This is a genomic window from Citrobacter sp. Cb041, assembly GCF_030336655.1.
In the GTDB taxonomy this organism is placed as follows: Bacteria; Pseudomonadota; Gammaproteobacteria; order Enterobacterales; family Enterobacteriaceae; genus Citrobacter; species Citrobacter braakii.
On record NZ_JAOWDD010000040.1, the window covers coordinates 36,975 to 52,738 of the forward strand.

Annotated in this window: 14 protein-coding genes; 11 read left to right on the top strand and 3 right to left on the bottom strand. The window is 49.0% G+C overall.

Annotated features, from left to right (window positions below):
• Positions 1-142: 142 nt before the first annotated feature.
• Entirely contained in the window at positions 143-2,221 is a 2,079-nt protein-coding gene (gene flhA / locus OGV52_RS15660; protein WP_137352612.1) for a formate hydrogenlyase transcriptional activator FlhA, read from the top strand.
• Positions 2,222-2,327: 106 nt separating this feature from the next.
• Here flhA and OGV52_RS15665 read toward each other — a convergent pair whose 3' ends face one another.
• The gene (locus OGV52_RS15665) at positions 2,328-2,672 is read right to left on the bottom strand and encodes a nitrous oxide-stimulated promoter family protein (protein ID WP_287108881.1); all 345 of its coding nucleotides are present in this window, start codon (positions 2,670-2,672) and stop codon (positions 2,328-2,330) included.
• Positions 2,673-2,860: 188 nt separating this feature from the next.
• On the opposite strand from OGV52_RS15665, the gene OGV52_RS15670 reads away from it, so the two are divergent.
• The 4 genes from OGV52_RS15670 to sitD are packed head-to-tail and all read left to right on the top strand — an operon-like array spanning position 2,861 to position 6,298.
• The gene (locus tag OGV52_RS15670; RefSeq protein WP_200051908.1) at positions 2,861-3,778 is read left to right on the top strand and encodes a metal ABC transporter substrate-binding protein; all 918 of its coding nucleotides are present in this window, start codon (positions 2,861-2,863) and stop codon (positions 3,776-3,778) included.
• Positions 3,775-4,590: an iron/manganese ABC transporter ATP-binding protein SitB gene (gene sitB, locus OGV52_RS15675; RefSeq protein ID WP_019077551.1), complete on the top strand. Its 816-nt coding sequence runs from the start codon at positions 3,775-3,777 to the stop codon at positions 4,588-4,590. Before OGV52_RS15670 ends, sitB begins: the two co-directional genes overlap by 4 nt.
• Positions 4,591-4,592: 2 nt before the next feature.
• Complete coding sequence (gene sitC / locus OGV52_RS15680) at positions 4,593-5,450, top strand: iron/manganese ABC transporter permease subunit SitC (protein ID WP_016154199.1); 858 nt, start codon at positions 4,593-4,595, stop codon at positions 5,448-5,450.
• On the top strand, positions 5,447-6,298 hold the full coding sequence (gene sitD / locus OGV52_RS15685) for an iron/manganese ABC transporter permease subunit SitD (RefSeq protein ID WP_016154200.1): 852 nt from the start codon (positions 5,447-5,449) through the stop codon (positions 6,296-6,298). The genes sitC and sitD overlap by 4 nt, the downstream gene beginning before the upstream one ends.
• A gap of 108 nt (positions 6,299-6,406) precedes the next feature.
• Here sitD and OGV52_RS15690 read toward each other — a convergent pair whose 3' ends face one another.
• Together OGV52_RS15690 and OGV52_RS15695 are read right to left on the bottom strand one after the other, a co-directional pair.
• On the bottom strand, positions 6,407-7,204 hold the full coding sequence (locus OGV52_RS15690) for an EAL domain-containing protein (RefSeq protein WP_287108753.1): 798 nt from the start codon (positions 7,202-7,204) through the stop codon (positions 6,407-6,409).
• A 229-nt stretch (positions 7,205-7,433) separates the two neighbouring features.
• Positions 7,434-8,036, bottom strand: coding sequence for a helix-turn-helix domain-containing protein (locus OGV52_RS15695; RefSeq protein WP_287108755.1), 603 nt, complete (start codon positions 8,034-8,036; stop codon positions 7,434-7,436).
• A 342-nt stretch (positions 8,037-8,378) separates the two neighbouring features.
• Here OGV52_RS15695 and OGV52_RS15700 point away from each other — a divergent pair, with 342 nt between their 5' ends.
• From OGV52_RS15700 to OGV52_RS15725, 6 genes are all read left to right on the top strand, one after another.
• Entirely contained in the window at positions 8,379-9,278 is a 900-nt protein-coding gene (locus OGV52_RS15700) for a winged helix-turn-helix domain-containing protein (protein WP_287108756.1), read from the top strand.
• The gene (locus OGV52_RS15705; RefSeq protein ID WP_049282625.1) at positions 9,278-9,790 is read left to right on the top strand and encodes a YqeJ family protein; all 513 of its coding nucleotides are present in this window, start codon (positions 9,278-9,280) and stop codon (positions 9,788-9,790) included. Before OGV52_RS15700 ends, OGV52_RS15705 begins: the two co-directional genes overlap by 1 nt.
• A gap of 917 nt (positions 9,791-10,707) precedes the next feature.
• Complete coding sequence (locus OGV52_RS15710) at positions 10,708-11,268, top strand: fimbrial protein (RefSeq protein ID WP_047414269.1); 561 nt, start codon at positions 10,708-10,710, stop codon at positions 11,266-11,268.
• Positions 11,269-11,309: 41 nt separating this feature from the next.
• The gene (locus tag OGV52_RS15715; RefSeq protein WP_287108757.1) at positions 11,310-12,017 is read left to right on the top strand and encodes a fimbrial biogenesis chaperone; all 708 of its coding nucleotides are present in this window, start codon (positions 11,310-11,312) and stop codon (positions 12,015-12,017) included.
• A gap of 33 nt (positions 12,018-12,050) precedes the next feature.
• Complete coding sequence (locus tag OGV52_RS15720; RefSeq protein ID WP_103928523.1) at positions 12,051-14,555, top strand: fimbria/pilus outer membrane usher protein; 2,505 nt, start codon at positions 12,051-12,053, stop codon at positions 14,553-14,555.
• Positions 14,556-14,584: 29 nt separating this feature from the next.
• Complete coding sequence (locus OGV52_RS15725) at positions 14,585-15,763, top strand: fimbrial protein (RefSeq protein ID WP_047499423.1); 1,179 nt, start codon at positions 14,585-14,587, stop codon at positions 15,761-15,763.
• The last annotated feature ends 1 nt before the right edge of the window (position 15,764 follow it).

Here is a 15,764-nt window from a genome sequence, read left to right on the forward strand (position 1 = left end):
TTGCATTATCACCTGATGGCGTTTTGCCGATCGGGTCTACGGTTCGAGTAGCGGGACCAGTCCGGCAATAATTTACGACTTATACCTATAATTCATTTACCGTTTTCGCACCGTTCTGCGGTGCTTTTCCTGGAAAAGCAATATGTCGTATACACCGATGAGTGACCTCGGACAGCAAGGCCTGTTCGATATTACTCGTACATTATTACAGCAGCCCGACCTGCCGTCTCTCAGCGAGGCGCTTTCGCAACTGGTCAAGCGTTCAGCGCTGGCCGACTGCGCGGCTATTGTCTTATGGCAGGCACAAACGCAGCGTGCGCGTTATTTTGCGACGCGTGAAAATGGTAACCCCATCGATTATGAAGACGAAACGGTGCTGGCGCATGGCCCGGTACGCCGTATTTTGTCTCGCCCCGATGCGCTGCACTGCAACTATCACGAGTTTAGCGAAACCTGGCCACAGCTGGCCTCTGGCGGACTGTATTCTAAATTTGGTCACTATTGCCTGCTACCGCTGGCAGCAGATGGGCGAATCTTTGGCGGTTGCGAATTTATCCGTAACGAAGACCAACCGTGGAGTGAAAAAGAGTACAACCGGCTGCAGACCTTCACCCAAATAGTCGGTGTCGTTGCTGAACAAATTCAAAGCCGGGTCAGCAACAATGTCGATTACGATCTCCTGTGCCGTGAGCGTGATAACTTTCGCATCCTGGTCGCCATCACCAATGCTGTGCTCTCCCGCCTGGATATTGATGAGCTGGTCAGCGAAGTCGCCAAAGAGATCCATCACTACTTCGACATTGATGCCATCAGCATCGTGTTACGCAGCGATCGCAAAAACAAGCTCAGCATTTATTCCACTCACTATCTGGATGAACATCATCCGGCACACGAACAAAGTGAAGTGGACGAAGCCGGCACGCTCTCTGAACGGGTCTTCAAAAGTAAAGAGATGCTGCTGATTAACCTGAGCGAACGCGATACCCTGGCCCCTTACGAAAGAATGTTGTTCGAAACCTGGGGCAACCAGCTACAGACTCTGTGCCTGCTGCCGCTGATGTCCGGCAATAATATGCTCGGCGTACTTAAGCTGGCGCAATGCGAAGAGAAAGTATTCACCACCGCCAATCTCAAACTGCTGCGCCAAATCGCAGAACGCGTGGCGATCGCCGTGGATAACGCTCTCGCCTACCAGGAGATCCACCGCCTGAAGGAGCGGCTGGTCGATGAAAACCTGGCGCTGACTGAACAACTCAACAACGTGGAGAGTGAGTTCGGAGAAATCATTGGCCGCAGCGAAGCGATGTACAGCGTACTCAAACAGGTCGAAATGGTGGCGCAAAGCGACAGCACTGTCCTGATTCTTGGTGAAACCGGGACGGGTAAGGAGCTGATTGCACGAGCAATTCACAACCTGAGCGGACGTAACGCCCGTCGGATGGTGAAAATGAACTGCGCGGCAATGCCTGCCGGATTGCTGGAAAGCGATCTGTTTGGCCATGAGCGTGGCGCATTTACCGGGGCCAGCACGCAGCGGATTGGACGCTTTGAACTGGCGGACAAAAGTTCGTTATTTCTCGATGAAGTTGGCGACATGCCGCTGGAGCTTCAGCCCAAGCTGCTGCGCGTTCTGCAGGAGCAGGAGTTTGAACGTCTGGGCAGCAATAAACTGATCCAGACCGACGTTCGCTTGATCGCTGCCACTAACCGCGATCTGAAAAAGATGGTCGCCGATCGCGAGTTTCGTAACGATCTCTACTATCGACTGAACGTCTTCCCGATCCATCTGCCACCGCTGCGCGAGCGCCCGGAAGATATTCCGCTGCTGGTGAAAGCCTTCACCTTCAAAATTGCCCGCCGGATGGGGCGCAATATCGACAGCATTCCCGCCGAAGCCCTGCGTACGCTGAGCAGCATGGAATGGCCGGGTAACGTGCGCGAACTGGAAAACGTCGTAGAACGCGCGGTTCTGCTCACCCGGGGCAACGTGCTGCAACTGTCCCTGCCGGATGTAATCGCTATGGCGCCGTCTACGCCGCCGGTGGCGACCGAAGTCGCGCAGGATGGCGAAGATGAATACCAACTGATAATGCGCGTTCTGAAAGAAACCAATGGCGTCGTCGCCGGTCCTAAAGGCGCGGCACAAAGACTGGGGTTGAAACGCACAACGTTACTCTCGCGCATGAAGCGCCTGGGCATTGATAAGGACGCACTGGTTTAACGGATTATTGCCCGATAGCGTTACGCTTATCGGGCCTACGCCACTGGTGCGTTTGTCTTTGTCGGCCGGATAAGGCGCAGCCGCCACCCGGCATAGAATAGCTAAATCACTTCTTCCGCTGGTATTTCTCGGGTAACTCCGGCACCGGACGTTTGTCCTCAATCAGATGACGCACGGTCAGGATCGGATGACGCCAGAGCATTCTGGGTCCAGCCCAACGCATAATTTGCTTCATCTCTTCGCGTTTAGCGGGCTGGTAACAGTGCACCGGACACTGTTTGCAGGCCGGTTTTTCCTCACCAAATACGCATTTATCCAGGCGCTTTTGCGCATAGGCAAACAACGCATCGTAATGCCCCGGTTCATCTGAAGCCTGCGGACACTGGCTCTCATACAGCGAGATCATTCTCTGGATCGTCATTTTCTCACGTGCAATACGTTTGCCGGACATGATGCCTCCATAATTAAGTTGCATAAATAATACACCTTAACTAAGCGCAGGACTATTACCTGGCGGTGATACATTCCTTAGCACCCTACGCAAATAAGAATTATTTTCATTTGTTTATGCCATGTGCTATATAACATAGCAAAGGCTATATTCGATGATAAATTAACCACTTTGTTGTGAGGGATACTATGCCGCATCTGCCCCATCTGAAGTCATTTCTCCTTGCCAGCGTGTTAACGGCGCTTACGCTGTCACCTGCCTGGGCGAAAGAAAAGTTCAAAGTGATAACCACCTTTACGGTGATTGCCGATATGGCAAGCAACGTGGCAGGTGACGCGGCGGACGTCAGTTCCATCACCAAACCCGGGGCAGAAATTCACGAATATCAACCCACACCGGGGGATATTAAACGGGCGCAAGGCGCACAGCTTATTCTCTCCAACGGCCTTAATCTCGAACTATGGTTTGCCCGCTTCTACCAAAATTTGTCCGGCGTACCGGAGGTCATGGTCTCAAATGGCGTGCAGCCAATGGGTATCAGCGAAGGGCCATACAACGGCAAACCGAATCCGCATGCCTGGATGTCAGCGGAGAACGCGCTTATCTACGTGGATAACATTCGCGATGCGCTGATGAAATACGATCCCGACCATGCCGCAACCTACCAGAAAAATGCGGAGAATTATAAAGCGAAAATCCAGCAGACTCTGGCGCCACTGCATGCAGAACTGGCGAAGCTCCCTGCTGATAAACGCTGGCTGGTCACCAGCGAAGGCGCATTCTCTTACCTCGCGCGTGATAACGGCCTGAAAGAGCTGTATCTGTGGCCGATCAATGCCGATCAGCAAGGCACGCCCAAGCAGGTACGCAAAGTGATCGATGCGATCAGAAAACATCAAATCCCTACCGTATTTAGCGAAAGCACCGTGTCCGACAAACCTGCGCGTCAGGTCGCCCGCGAGTCTGGCGCGTATTACGGCGGCGTGCTGTATGTCGATTCGCTCAGCGCTGCCGATGGTCCGGTACCGACCTATCTGGATTTACTACGCGTGACGACAGAAACCATCCTCAGCGGCATCAACGACGGGTTAAGGAGCCAAAAATGAGTCAATCTGCGATTACCGTGAATCAGGTTACGGTGACGTATCGCAACGGCCACACCGCGCTGCGGGATGCCACTTTTCAGGTTCCGGGCGGCTCAATTGCCGCTCTGGTCGGCGTAAACGGTTCGGGAAAATCAACGCTTTTTAAAGCGCTGATGGGTTTTGTCCGGTTGGCGAAAGGGGAAATATCGATTCTGCAACAACCGGTTAATAAGGCGCTCAAACAAAATCTGATCGCCTATGTCCCCCAGTCAGAAGAGGTGGACTGGTCGTTTCCGGTACTGGTGGAAGATGTAGTGATGATGGGCCGCTTTGGCCATATGGGGTGGCTGCGTCGACCAAAACAAATCGACCACGACTGCGTGGATGCGGCGCTGGCGCGGGTAGATATGCTGGACTATCGCCATCGCCAGATAGGTGAACTGTCCGGCGGGCAGAAAAAACGCGTTTTTCTGGCAAGAGCCATCGCACAGGACGGGCAGGTTATTTTACTGGATGAACCCTTCACCGGCGTGGATGTGAAAACCGAGGCCCGGATCATCGATCTGCTGCGTGAACTGCGTGATGAAGGCCGGACTATGCTGGTCTCTACCCATAATCTGGGATCCGTCACCGAATTTTGCGATTACACGGTGATGATTAAGGGCACGGTGCTGGCAAGTGGGCCAACCGAAACCACCTTTACCCACGAGAATCTCGAACTGGCATTCAGCGGCGTTCTGCGTCACGTCGCGCTAAGCGGCGGTGAACAACACGTGATTACCGATGATGAACGTCCGTTTATTTCGCGACGCGCGGCAAGCGAGGGGGAGTAATCATGAACTGGCTAACGGAGCCGTTTGGCTACCAGTACATGCTCAACGCCATGTGGGTTTCGGCGATGGTCGGCGGCCTGTGCGCATTTCTCTCCTGCTATCTGATGCTCAAAGGGTGGTCGCTGATTGGCGATGCGCTGTCGCACTCGATCGTTCCAGGCGTGGCCGGAGCCTATATGTTAGGGCTTCCCTTTGCGCTGGGCGCATTTCTTTCCGGTGGACTGGCGGCGGGCAGCATGCTGTTTCTCAATCAGCGTTCACGCCTGAAGGAAGATGCCATTATCGGGCTGATTTTTTCGTCCTTTTTCGGTATCGGGCTGTTTATGGTGTCGCTTAATCCGATGTCGGTGAACATCCAGACCATTATTCTGGGTAACATCCTGGCGATTGCGCCGGAAGATATTCTGCAACTGGCGATCATCGGCGTGGTTTCGCTGACCATTCTGTTTTTGAAGTGGAAAGATCTGATGGTGGTCTTTTTTGATGAAAACCACGCGCGGTCTATCGGTCTGAACCCGGGTCGGCTGAAGCTGTTGTTTTTTACGCTGCTCTCCGTTTCCACGATCGCCGCACTGCAAACCGTCGGCGCCTTTCTGGTGATTTGCCTGGTGGTTACGCCCGGTGCGACGGCCTGGCTGCTGACCGATCGTTTTCCCCGCCTGCTCACCATCGCCGTGGCGCTCGGCAGCCTGACCAGCTTTTTCGGCGCCTGGCTAAGCTACTGGCTGGACGGTGCAACCGGCGGAATTATCGTCGTTCTGCAAACGCTGCTGTTCCTGCTGGCATTTGTCTTCGCACCAAAACACGGTCTGCTGGCAAATCGCCGCCGCGCCCGTCTGGTGAACAAGGAGCAAGTATGATCTTAACAACGCTGCTGGAACCTTTTCAGTTTAGCTTTATGGTTAATGCGCTGGTCATCTCTACCATCGTCGCTGTGCCCTGCGCGCTGCTGTCGGTATTTTTAGTACTCAAAGGCTGGGCGCTGATGGGCGATGCCATGAGTCATGCGGTATTCCCAGGGATTGTACTGGCGTGGATTGCGGGCATCCCGCTGGCAATTGGCGCGTTTATCGCCGGTCTGTTCTGCGCGGTGGCGACCGGATACCTCGACGATAACAGCCGCATCAAGCGCGACACCATCATGGGTATTGTTTTCTCCGGGATGTTTGGTGCGGGTCTGGTGCTGTACGTCTCTATCCAGTCAGAAGTCCATCTCGATCATATTCTGTTCGGCGACATGCTGGGCGTATCGTTAAGCGATATCATGCAAACCGCGGTTATTACTCTGGGGATCGCACTTATCATCGGACTTAAATGGAAAGATTTGCTACTGCATGCGTTCGACCCACATCAGGCAAAGGCCAGTGGGCTTAACACCGCACTGCTGCATTACGGCCTGTTGTGCATGATCGCCCTGACGATTGTCGCCACGCTAAAATCGGTAGGGATTATTTTGTCAATTTCATTACTGATTGCACCTGGCGCCATCGCGATTTTAATGACGCGCAAATTTTCCCACGCCTTATGGCTGGCGGTGGCGATGTCGGTCATTACCTCATTTATGGGCGTGTACCTGTCATTTTTCATCGACAGCGCGCCGGCTCCCACCATCGTCGTACTATTTTCCCTGCTGTTTGTGATTACCTTTATTTATGCAACCCTGCGCGATCGGCGTTTAGAGAATCAGCTTCAGCTACAGGATCCGTAAATTATTGGTCAGCTAATGTTCTTGATATTAATATAGCCTCCGCCAGGAGGTTATATTATCGGCAGATTACAGCATCGTGATGATACGTTTAAATAAACGGATTATAGATTACTCTAACGTAAACAACGGTTGTGGCTTGCCAATGTGGTATCCCTGTAACCACCCGACATTCATGTGTTCCAGGTGCATCTGGATTTCGGCACTTTCAACAAACTCGGCGACAACCTGCATACCTTTCATTGCCGCAACCCGGCAGAAAGATTCGATGATATAGCGACTAACCTCACATTTTATAATCCCACGAACGAAAGACCCATCAATCTTCAAAATATCTGCTTCAATGTTCATCAGGCGTTCATAGCTTGCAAACCCGGCACCGAAGTCATCAATCGCGATCCGGCATCCCAATTGACGTAGTAAGCGTAGTGTATCTGCCGCGTGTTCTTTATCTGACAGGGTATCAGCCTCGGTTATCTCAAAAATAATCCGTTGCGGTATCACCACATATTCCTGCAACAACGCAGTTATCTTTGCAACGATACCTGAACGACATAGCGTCACTGGCGCAAGGTTAATGGAAAAACAACTCAGCGGATGGTAGCGCATGTACTTCAGGGTGTTCTCAATAACCCAAAGATCGATATCGGGTGCTAACCCTGTGTCGCGTGCAACCGACAGAAAATAGTCAGGGGAAATAAACTCCCCGTGCTCATTGAGCATGCGGATCAATATCTCATGATAGGATTCATCACCACGAGTACTGACGATAGGCTGGGCCAGCAGGACAAAGGTATTGTGATCTAACGCGTGTTGCAGTGCAGCGCGAACATCCGTTGTATCGGTAGTAGGGTTGCCAAACAGTCGGCTATGCTGTACCTCAAGGTTTTCCGGCCTGCCGTTGGTCATTGGCGATATGACTTTTGTTATTATTGGAGGGAACATCATATTCATATCAAATTAATAAATAAATACTAATTTATAGATAAAAATGGACATTCCGCGTAGCTGGCATCAGCGGTGAAGAAAAAGACAAAAACCAACATACTGATAATTAACAAAAATCACAAACTCAGTTTTTGCATTATCATTCCAGCTGAGTGCAAAAAAAACACGTCAGATGCTTTTAATGTTAACTTTAACATACAAAAAAAGAGAGTTTCCCTCGCTTCATAATTATTTTTCCGTCACTCACTAACTCCTGCAATACTTTGTGGATAGCACTGCGTGAGATATGATTTCGAGCGAGAATGAATGTATACACAGATGTGTTTTCACGCGTCTCAGGCTCCATCGACCAAATATATTTCAGGTGTTCAATAATCAATTCACGGATAGTGCGATGCGATTGCAATTTTTCTCGTTGAAAATAGCGTTGCAGATGTAGCGTTAAAATATCAAATGCATGTTTCCAAAGATTCTTCGCAGTGAACAAAAGTTCGGCATTGGGTGCACTCATCGCCCACATTTCACAATCGGTATCACAACGTAAATAGTGTCCGGCAACTTCCGTACGCATTTGGGGCAAGCCGAGGATGGCCGGTGCAGATATACTTACCATCACCAAATCATTTTCCACACGATGAACAGAGACGGCCCCTTTCTCCAGAAACAAGATATTTCCATCACTCTTCAGATCAATACTCTGGCGTTTTTTGCGTAAGGACAGCCAGGCATTATCTGACTTTTTCATTTCATCACCAACAAGCACTACAGCATTTTCAATATCTTTCTGAAACATGGGACTCTCTACCGCAAATTATGGCTTTGTCAAAACGAGGGTGGAATTTTACTCAACACGAAAAATAAATGTCAGCTCACCAACAAGCTGACATTTATTCCCATCTACATCTACCACCGGCATTCCCTGGTGCCGTTGACGCGTTCAGACTCATGCTGTTTTCGCGTGGTGGCGCCAGGCAGTATATGACGCTGTCCATAAAGAATTAATGGCAATCATCTTTTTCGTTGTTATTTCATCTTTCTGTTCTTTTCAATGTAGCCAAAAAGATACAATACATTGATTTATATATAGTTTATTTTCATTAAAAAGTTATCATTGTTGTTATATTATGATACGAAATTGAAACACTTCGCGGTTCTCGCTGTAGGGTCGGGTCCATACTGGTGGTCTTTATGGGCTAAGTGGTATCATGACTCGCCAACCGCCTGGCGCACCAGCAAGAGTAGAAACATCATGTCTGAGACTGGCAATGTCAGTTATCTGATTGAAAAAATAATAATATTTACGCCAGCTACACAATCTCTGGCGCGGATAGATCAACCCAATCAGCGGATAAAACTCAAACACTCGGCGTCATTATGTCTTTTATTACTTATTCAACATCGTGGGCAAGTGGTTTCCCAAAACGAACTACTGGAATTCGGCTGGGGTAAAAATCACCGCCAGGTGAGCTTCAACGCCTTTTATCAAAGCATTCTCTCTTTGCGCAAAAGTTTGCTGCAGCTGGAACTGGAGCAACCGCTTATCACCACGATCCCCCGCAAAGGGCTGATCATCCAGGAAGAGTTCAATATTCAGGTGATTGAAACTCCGAAGGAGAGCGTATCTTTTACAGCAGAACCCTTAGTGCCGGATGTCGCCATCGAAGAACTGTCAGATGACACAGCGCGCCAACCTTTGATCACCACTGCTGAAATGGTAATACTTGCCATTACCCTGATAATTTGTGTGCTTATAATGTATCCGTGGCAAACCAGTGATAACTATTTCTCCGGCTATATCACCGCAGACAAAGCCCCCACTGACTGTCAGTATTATTTTAATAATGATGCCAGTAATTTCTCCCGACATACGGCATTTATCAACAAAAATCCTGGGCTGTGTCAGAGCCATAAATTTATCTATATCACCACCTACCCTGAATCCAAGAAATTATCCGTGCTTGTATGTCGCTCACCGATGAAAAACAGGCAGGAAAACGCCTGTCAGTCGGTTTATTACCCACGGTATGATAGCTAATGAATTTTTATTCCCGAACGCCCCGCATCCAGACAGGTATTATCCTGCTGCTTTGTTTTGCTGCGCTAATTGTTACCGCCGTCTACCGGTACAGTAAAAACAATGGTCAGTTACATAATCTGACCTGTCGGTCTGCCATCGAGATTGTACGCAAGACAAGCTCATTCCGAGGGATCATTGATATCAAAACCGGCGGCAGCAAAGGTATTGTAAATATTGATGGCATTATCAAAGATGCCGAAAATAATGAGCAGACCGTGCAACGCATGGTACTTTTTACACAATCCAGCTACGGCTCAAGCCCGGTTTGGATTTCGCAGAAAATCCAAATCTCCAATCGCGAAACAGCACCCGCCAGTCTCATTCAGGAACTCCTCCCCGACTTCTTCCTGACCAACACCAGCGTATCCAACGTCGATTTTTTTGCGCTGAATAGAGAGACGTATTTGATTACCAAAGAGGGGATCCCCTATCTGTACTGCCAGAATTATGCGTTGCCGGAAAATGAATAATCAGTAAGCGAAGATTAAAAAAAAACAAAAACGATTTGAAAGAGTCACTTGATACGGGCATCACGAACTACACGCCCAAGATGTCTTGGTGTGTTAATGCTGATTCATAAAGATTATTTTCTCTCATAATATAAAAACCCTATTCTAACCTACACTACCATAACTCGCTGATTATGCGAACATTGTTACCCTGCTCGTCCAGCGTTATAACTTTCTGGTTTTCCAATAATCCCTTCCCTCTCTGACCGCCAGTAACAAATGTCACCGACAGTTGTATATTGATGCAACGATGATTTTATAGCTCGGGCGACTTTTCAGGCGCAGAGTTAGCGGTGAAATTTGACGGTGTGCCAAGCTGATATTCTGCAATGCGGCACAATCATCCGGTCAGACAGGTATTGAGCATGTTCATAACCCGATTGATTGCCCTGCCCGGGAGTCCACTTTAGCCCAGGGCCGACACAGTAATTGTATCTAACACGTTTATTTTATTAAGCTTTTGATAACAATTAGTTAATTAATTTATTCATTCGCCTATTCCGCTGTTCTGCAAAAACGTCATTTGCAGCTTTTGTCCATCATCTAACCAGTAATTACTTTCTTAACGCTAGCCTCTTCACCCCCTCGCTCATGATATAAATTTATAAACAACATTAAAAATAGCGTTTTAATCTTAAAAAAACAATTTAATCGATATTTACATTTACCGAATATTCAAACAATGGTCTTATATTCCAACCTTACAGCGTGACGCGAAATGTTGTTCTGCAACCTAATGCGCCACTCCAGAGAAGGTGAAATGAATCATCAACATCTGTTCAGATGCCAGGGATGATGTAGCGCGAACCAGGGAGCAGGGAAAAAGTTTCACGCTACTGACAAAAGTAAATTTGATTATGAAAATGGGATATACACAAATGTTTAACAAAACATTCATCGTAGCGGCATTGATGGTTTCCGGCTCTGCATTTGCAGCTGAATCAACCGGCGTAGCGGGTGGCACTATTACCTTTAACGGTTCAGTGTCCGATACCACCTGTAACGTGGTGACCAATAACGGTTCAGACTTCACGGTAAACCTTTCCCCTATTGCTGTGGGTGATATGGGCACCACCGCCGGTGTTGTTAAAACCAACGCCAAAGACTTCACCATGAATCTGAAAAACTGCTCTGCGGCATCGGACGAAGCTAAAACGCTTAAAATCACTTTCAGCAGCAGCAACCTGTCGGATGATGCTAAATACCTGAAAAACTACAGCGACAATGGCGCCGAAGGTGTGGGTATTGCGCTAACCAAAGACGGTAACACTGCCGTACCGTTTGATACCGCTTTCGATACTGGTCTGAGTTCCGCTGACGCTGCCACCGAAGATGGCGTCACACTGACCATGTATGCCAACTACTACAACTACGGTGGCGCGGCCGTAACAACCGGTAAAGTAGTTACTGACGCAACTTATTCCTTCAGCTACGACTAACTCATTCAGCCGGGGTCTCCCCGGCTCTCCTCTACGACATTATGAAAACTCTGATATTTTTTCTTGCGGCTACGTTCATTTCCATGAATGCCAGCGCAAGCGTTGTGATCAACGAAACGCGTGTTATTTATCCGGCCAGCGCCAAATTTGTGTCGGTGCAACTGGTAAACGACAGCGAACAAACCCATCTGGTGCAGTCCTGGATTGACGAGGGCGATGCTTCCGCCGCGCCGGAGAAAGTCAAAGTGCCGTTTTCTCTGCTGCCTCCGGTCGTAAAAATGAGCGGACACGCCGGACAGGCTCTGAAAATCTCGGCGATGAACCCCCATTCGCTGCCAAAAGACCGTGAAAGTGTGTTCTGGCTTAACGTTCTGGATGTCCCTCCTGTCCCTGAAGGCAGTGGAGATAGCTATCTACAAGTGGCCATTCGCAATCGTATAAAATTGTTCTATCGTCCGGATCAACTGAGCGATCTCGACAGCAGCGTGGCGGAGAAAATTACCGTTTCGACTTCTGGCGGTCAAACTTGCCTGAAGAATAATTCGCCATATTACATGACCATCCCTCAGGTCGTGACATGGCAGGGGGGCGAGCTAAAGCAAAGCCGAAAAGATAATTTACTGGCTGAGACTGCGTTTATACCGCCGTTTGGCTGCGCGCTGGTATCCAGCAAAATTCAGTCCGGTGGGCAATATCGCCTAACCTGGCTTGATGATTATGGCGCAAAGAGATTCAGCACTATCCACTGATATCCCAGATAAATGACTCCAGGTTCAATTCTGATGAAAAACAGTTCTCTGTTTCGTATAAGTTTGCTAGTTCACTCTGTCAGCCTCGCGATATTTTCATACGGCGCGTTGGCGGAGGATTTTAATAGCAGCCTGCTGGTAGGTAATTCAGCAGATATGGACTGGAGTAATTCTCGGCTGGTTATGACGCCGGGGGCTTATGATTTGGATGTTTATGTGAATAACGTCTGGCGCGGGAAATTTAATATTTCCGTCGCTAATGACGATAAAGGTACTCTGCTTATTAATAAAGACGACGCATCTCTACTGGATATTCAGGGGCTGGATGATATTGTAAATAAAAGCACCGCTGAAAAGCTCGACGTTAATACCCTGCTACACGGAGGGAAAAGCGCCCTGATACCCGGCACACTGCGTCTGGATTTAGAAGTACCTCAGGCTTTCGTAAAAGAATATAGCCGTAACTGGGTGTCACCGCAAAAATGGGATCAGGGAATTAATGGCCTGTATACCAATTACAATTTCAACTATTACAATTTTCACGGCCTGCAGAATGGCTATAGTGACAGCGATAATCTGTATTTATCGCTGAACAGCGGACTAAACATGTATGGCTGGCATTTTCTCGATAGCTCATCGTGGATGCGCTACAGCGCAATGAACAAAGGTAGCTGGATAAATACCACGCGTTTTGTTGAAAAACCAATTGCGGCAATCGATTCGGTACTGCGCATTGGTCGAAGCTATACGACGTCTGATTATTTTGACACGGTCCGTTTTCGTGGGGTGACACTGAATAAAAGTCGTCAGATGTTACCGGACAGCGAAAACGTTTATATGCCAGTGATCGAAGGTGTTGCAACCAGTTCAGCGGTGGTCAGTATCTCCCAGGATGGTCATATCATCCACCAGATCAATGTCCCACCAGGCCCCTTTGCCATCCGCGATCTGATGCCTACCGGCTCACGCAGCGATTTATCCGTCGAGGTAAAAAACACCGGCGGCAACATTGAGCGCTTCATTGTGCCATTCTCCTCGATCCCGGATATGCAGCGCCCCGGCAGCAGCGACTATCAGATTAACGTCGGGGCGGTGGACATGCGCAACGTCGACGATAGCAGCCATTTTACCCAGGTGAGCTATTCACGTGGGGTGAATAACTACCTCACCGCGTCAGCGGGCGGGATCTGGAGCCAGAATTATCAGTCTCTGCTTCTGGGAGGAGCGGTTTCCATCCCCTACGCTGGGTCACTCTCGGCTTCCGTGGAGGAGTCGCAGTATCGTCTGCCTGGCGATAGCCGTCGCCACGGAGAAAAATACGCGCTGTCCTGGAGTAAATACTTCCCGACCCGCACCAATATTTCGCTGGCTTCGTATTATTACCGTACTCAGGATTACGCTTCTTTTAGCGATTATATCCTGACCAAATCCAATATTAAGGATTATGGCGGAACGGGCACCTCAACGATCAACAGCAAACAAGCCTTTAGCGCCAATATTAATCAGCCGCTGGGGGAACAATTTGGAAGACTGTCGCTTTCAGCCTACTGGCGCGATTACTGGCGCGGTCAGAAAAGTAGCCGTCAGTACAACCTGACCTGGAGCAATGCCAGTCACGGCGTCAACTACTCGGTTTCGCTGCGCCGCTCGGAGGTTACGCAGTCCTATTACGACTATGAAACCAATTATGAAGGCGACCTGGTGAGCGCGTTGCGTTCACGCGGTAAGACGGAAAACAACCTCTATTTTTCTGTCACGATACCGATGTCGATATTCGGCAGCGGCGGCAGCCTGTCTTCTCATGCCAGCGTGCAGAACGGCAAATATTCCTCTTCTGACGTCAGCATGAGCGGGAATATGCATGATGTTGACTACAGCCTGATGCTGAGCCACGACAGTGACAACGATTCGCGGGCAGCCGATCTCTACACCAGCTGGAAAAATGACTATACCAGCATGAACAGCGGCGCGACTCTGGCCCGTGAATATCGCCAGCTAAGCCTGGGTGCCAGCGGCAATCTGCTGGCATGGAAAGGTGGGCTGCTGGCGTCTCCTCATAACGGACGTAATTTTGTCATTATTGAAGCGCCAGGAGTGGTGAATGCGGTCGTTAACGGCGATACCTCCGCACACACCAACAGCAAAGGTATCGCCCTCATCACCAGCGCGACACCGTACCGACAGAATAATTTCCATCTGGAGCAGGATGGAACCCAAAAAAGCGACGTCGACCTTGAAGGTAATTTACTCAATGTGGCGCCGTACGAAGGCAGTATCAGCTGGCTGAAGTACAAAACTGACACGCGCAGACTCTTCACTTTTGATGTGCAAACCGCTGAAGGGGGTCAGTTACCGTTTGGCGCGGTTGTCAGCGGTGCCGGGAATGAAGAAGTCGGCTATGTCGCACAGGGGAGTCAGATTTTTATTAAGTCAGAGACGCTTCCCGCCAGCCTGAAGGTGAATATCAGCAAAGGTAAGACTAAAAAATTCTGCACTATTTCCCAGCCTGCAGAGCATGCTGAAAATATTTGTCGCTAACTCAGTTTACTCAGCTAACAGAATCAATCATGAAAAAATTATTTTATTTTATGGTTACGGCCATAATACTGACCGCAATCCCAATATTATCTGCACAAGCACAGTCGCAGGCTCAGTCTCGCGGTGTAACAGGCGATACCTGCCGTAATTCCGGTATACTTTTTACCAGCGTCGCAGAATCGGATAAGTCGCTAAATCTTTCATCGGCTTTCGTGAATTCAAACGTCGTTGAATATTCCTATACCACCAGTTGGTCGGGTAGTATGACCTGTACTTACGGGAATATTGGGATCGGTGGTCTGGCGCAAGACCACTTATATTATTTTACCGGTTTCAACGGTTCTCCTGTTTATTTGAATTTCAACAGTGTGGATGGTGAAAGTAGCTACTGGATAAAATTAACGTCCACCATTAGTGGCGATACCAAAGTGACTGTCAGCGGTATCGTGGGCATTCACTCTCTGTCATATCAGACACAATATACGCTGCGAGCGGAATTAATGTCGGCTCCGCCTGTGGGCATGGAAAGCTATACCAAAACCACAACCAGCGGCGCACTGTCGGTCATACCTGCGGTGATGAGCGGTACCGGAAGCGGCTCCAGCTCACCGTTCCTTTCCAGCAAAACATATGCTTATCGCGCCTGGTCCAATATGATGTCTGAAACCGCACGCAAAAGCTGGAATACCGATTATTTTATTGCTTATGAGAAGCTGACGATTCAGTTTGAGCCAAAAGAAACAACCTGCAATATGACGCGGGACATGAGCGTGAAATTACCCCCCGCTCCGTTTAGCGTCCTGAAAAAAAATGGAAAGGCAGCTGGTGCCGATTTCACGATCCCGCTGAAGTGCGGCAACCTGGCCGGAATTAAAACGTCTACCCGCAATGTTAAGGCCTGGTTATCCAGCAATGATTTAGTCAGTTCGGATACCAGCTACCAGATAATGGTCAACGATGAAACCACGGCGGGAGGGGTAGGTATTGCCATTCGTAGCCGGATGTTTATGGGTGACTATGATGAGGTGCAAATATCCAGTAGCAATAATATGGAACATGCCTCACAAATATTAGATATCGCTAAAGATGATGATATAAGCAATACGCAATACATTTATCTTCATGCTTATTACAAAGTTTATAACGCATCAGCATTATCAACCGGTAGCGTGGTGGCGACTGCGCAGATAATGTTTGGCTACGATTAAC

What these genes read in the sequence shown, in the direction of transcription:
- flhA (WP_137352612.1), top strand. Translation starts at nt 143, where the DNA reads ATGTCGTATACACCGATGAGTGACCTCGGACAGCAAGGCCTGTTCGAT.
- OGV52_RS15665 (WP_287108881.1), bottom strand. Translation starts at nt 2,672, where the DNA reads ATGTCCGGCAAACGTATTGCACGTGAGAAAATGACGATCCAGAGAATG.
- OGV52_RS15670 (WP_200051908.1), top strand. Translation starts at nt 2,861, where the DNA reads ATGCCGCATCTGCCCCATCTGAAGTCATTTCTCCTTGCCAGCGTGTTA.
- sitB (WP_019077551.1), top strand. Translation starts at nt 3,775, where the DNA reads ATGAGTCAATCTGCGATTACCGTGAATCAGGTTACGGTGACGTATCGC.
- sitC (WP_016154199.1), top strand. Translation starts at nt 4,593, where the DNA reads ATGAACTGGCTAACGGAGCCGTTTGGCTACCAGTACATGCTCAACGCC.
- sitD (WP_016154200.1), top strand. Translation starts at nt 5,447, where the DNA reads ATGATCTTAACAACGCTGCTGGAACCTTTTCAGTTTAGCTTTATGGTT.
- OGV52_RS15690 (WP_287108753.1), bottom strand. Translation starts at nt 7,204, where the DNA reads ATGACCAACGGCAGGCCGGAAAACCTTGAGGTACAGCATAGCCGACTG.
- OGV52_RS15695 (WP_287108755.1), bottom strand. Translation starts at nt 8,036, where the DNA reads ATGTTTCAGAAAGATATTGAAAATGCTGTAGTGCTTGTTGGTGATGAA.
- OGV52_RS15705 (WP_049282625.1), top strand. Translation starts at nt 9,278, where the DNA reads ATGAATTTTTATTCCCGAACGCCCCGCATCCAGACAGGTATTATCCTG.
- OGV52_RS15710 (WP_047414269.1), top strand. Translation starts at nt 10,708, where the DNA reads ATGTTTAACAAAACATTCATCGTAGCGGCATTGATGGTTTCCGGCTCT.
- OGV52_RS15715 (WP_287108757.1), top strand. Translation starts at nt 11,310, where the DNA reads ATGAAAACTCTGATATTTTTTCTTGCGGCTACGTTCATTTCCATGAAT.
- OGV52_RS15720 (WP_103928523.1), top strand. Translation starts at nt 12,051, where the DNA reads ATGAAAAACAGTTCTCTGTTTCGTATAAGTTTGCTAGTTCACTCTGTC.
- OGV52_RS15725 (WP_047499423.1), top strand. Translation starts at nt 14,585, where the DNA reads ATGAAAAAATTATTTTATTTTATGGTTACGGCCATAATACTGACCGCA.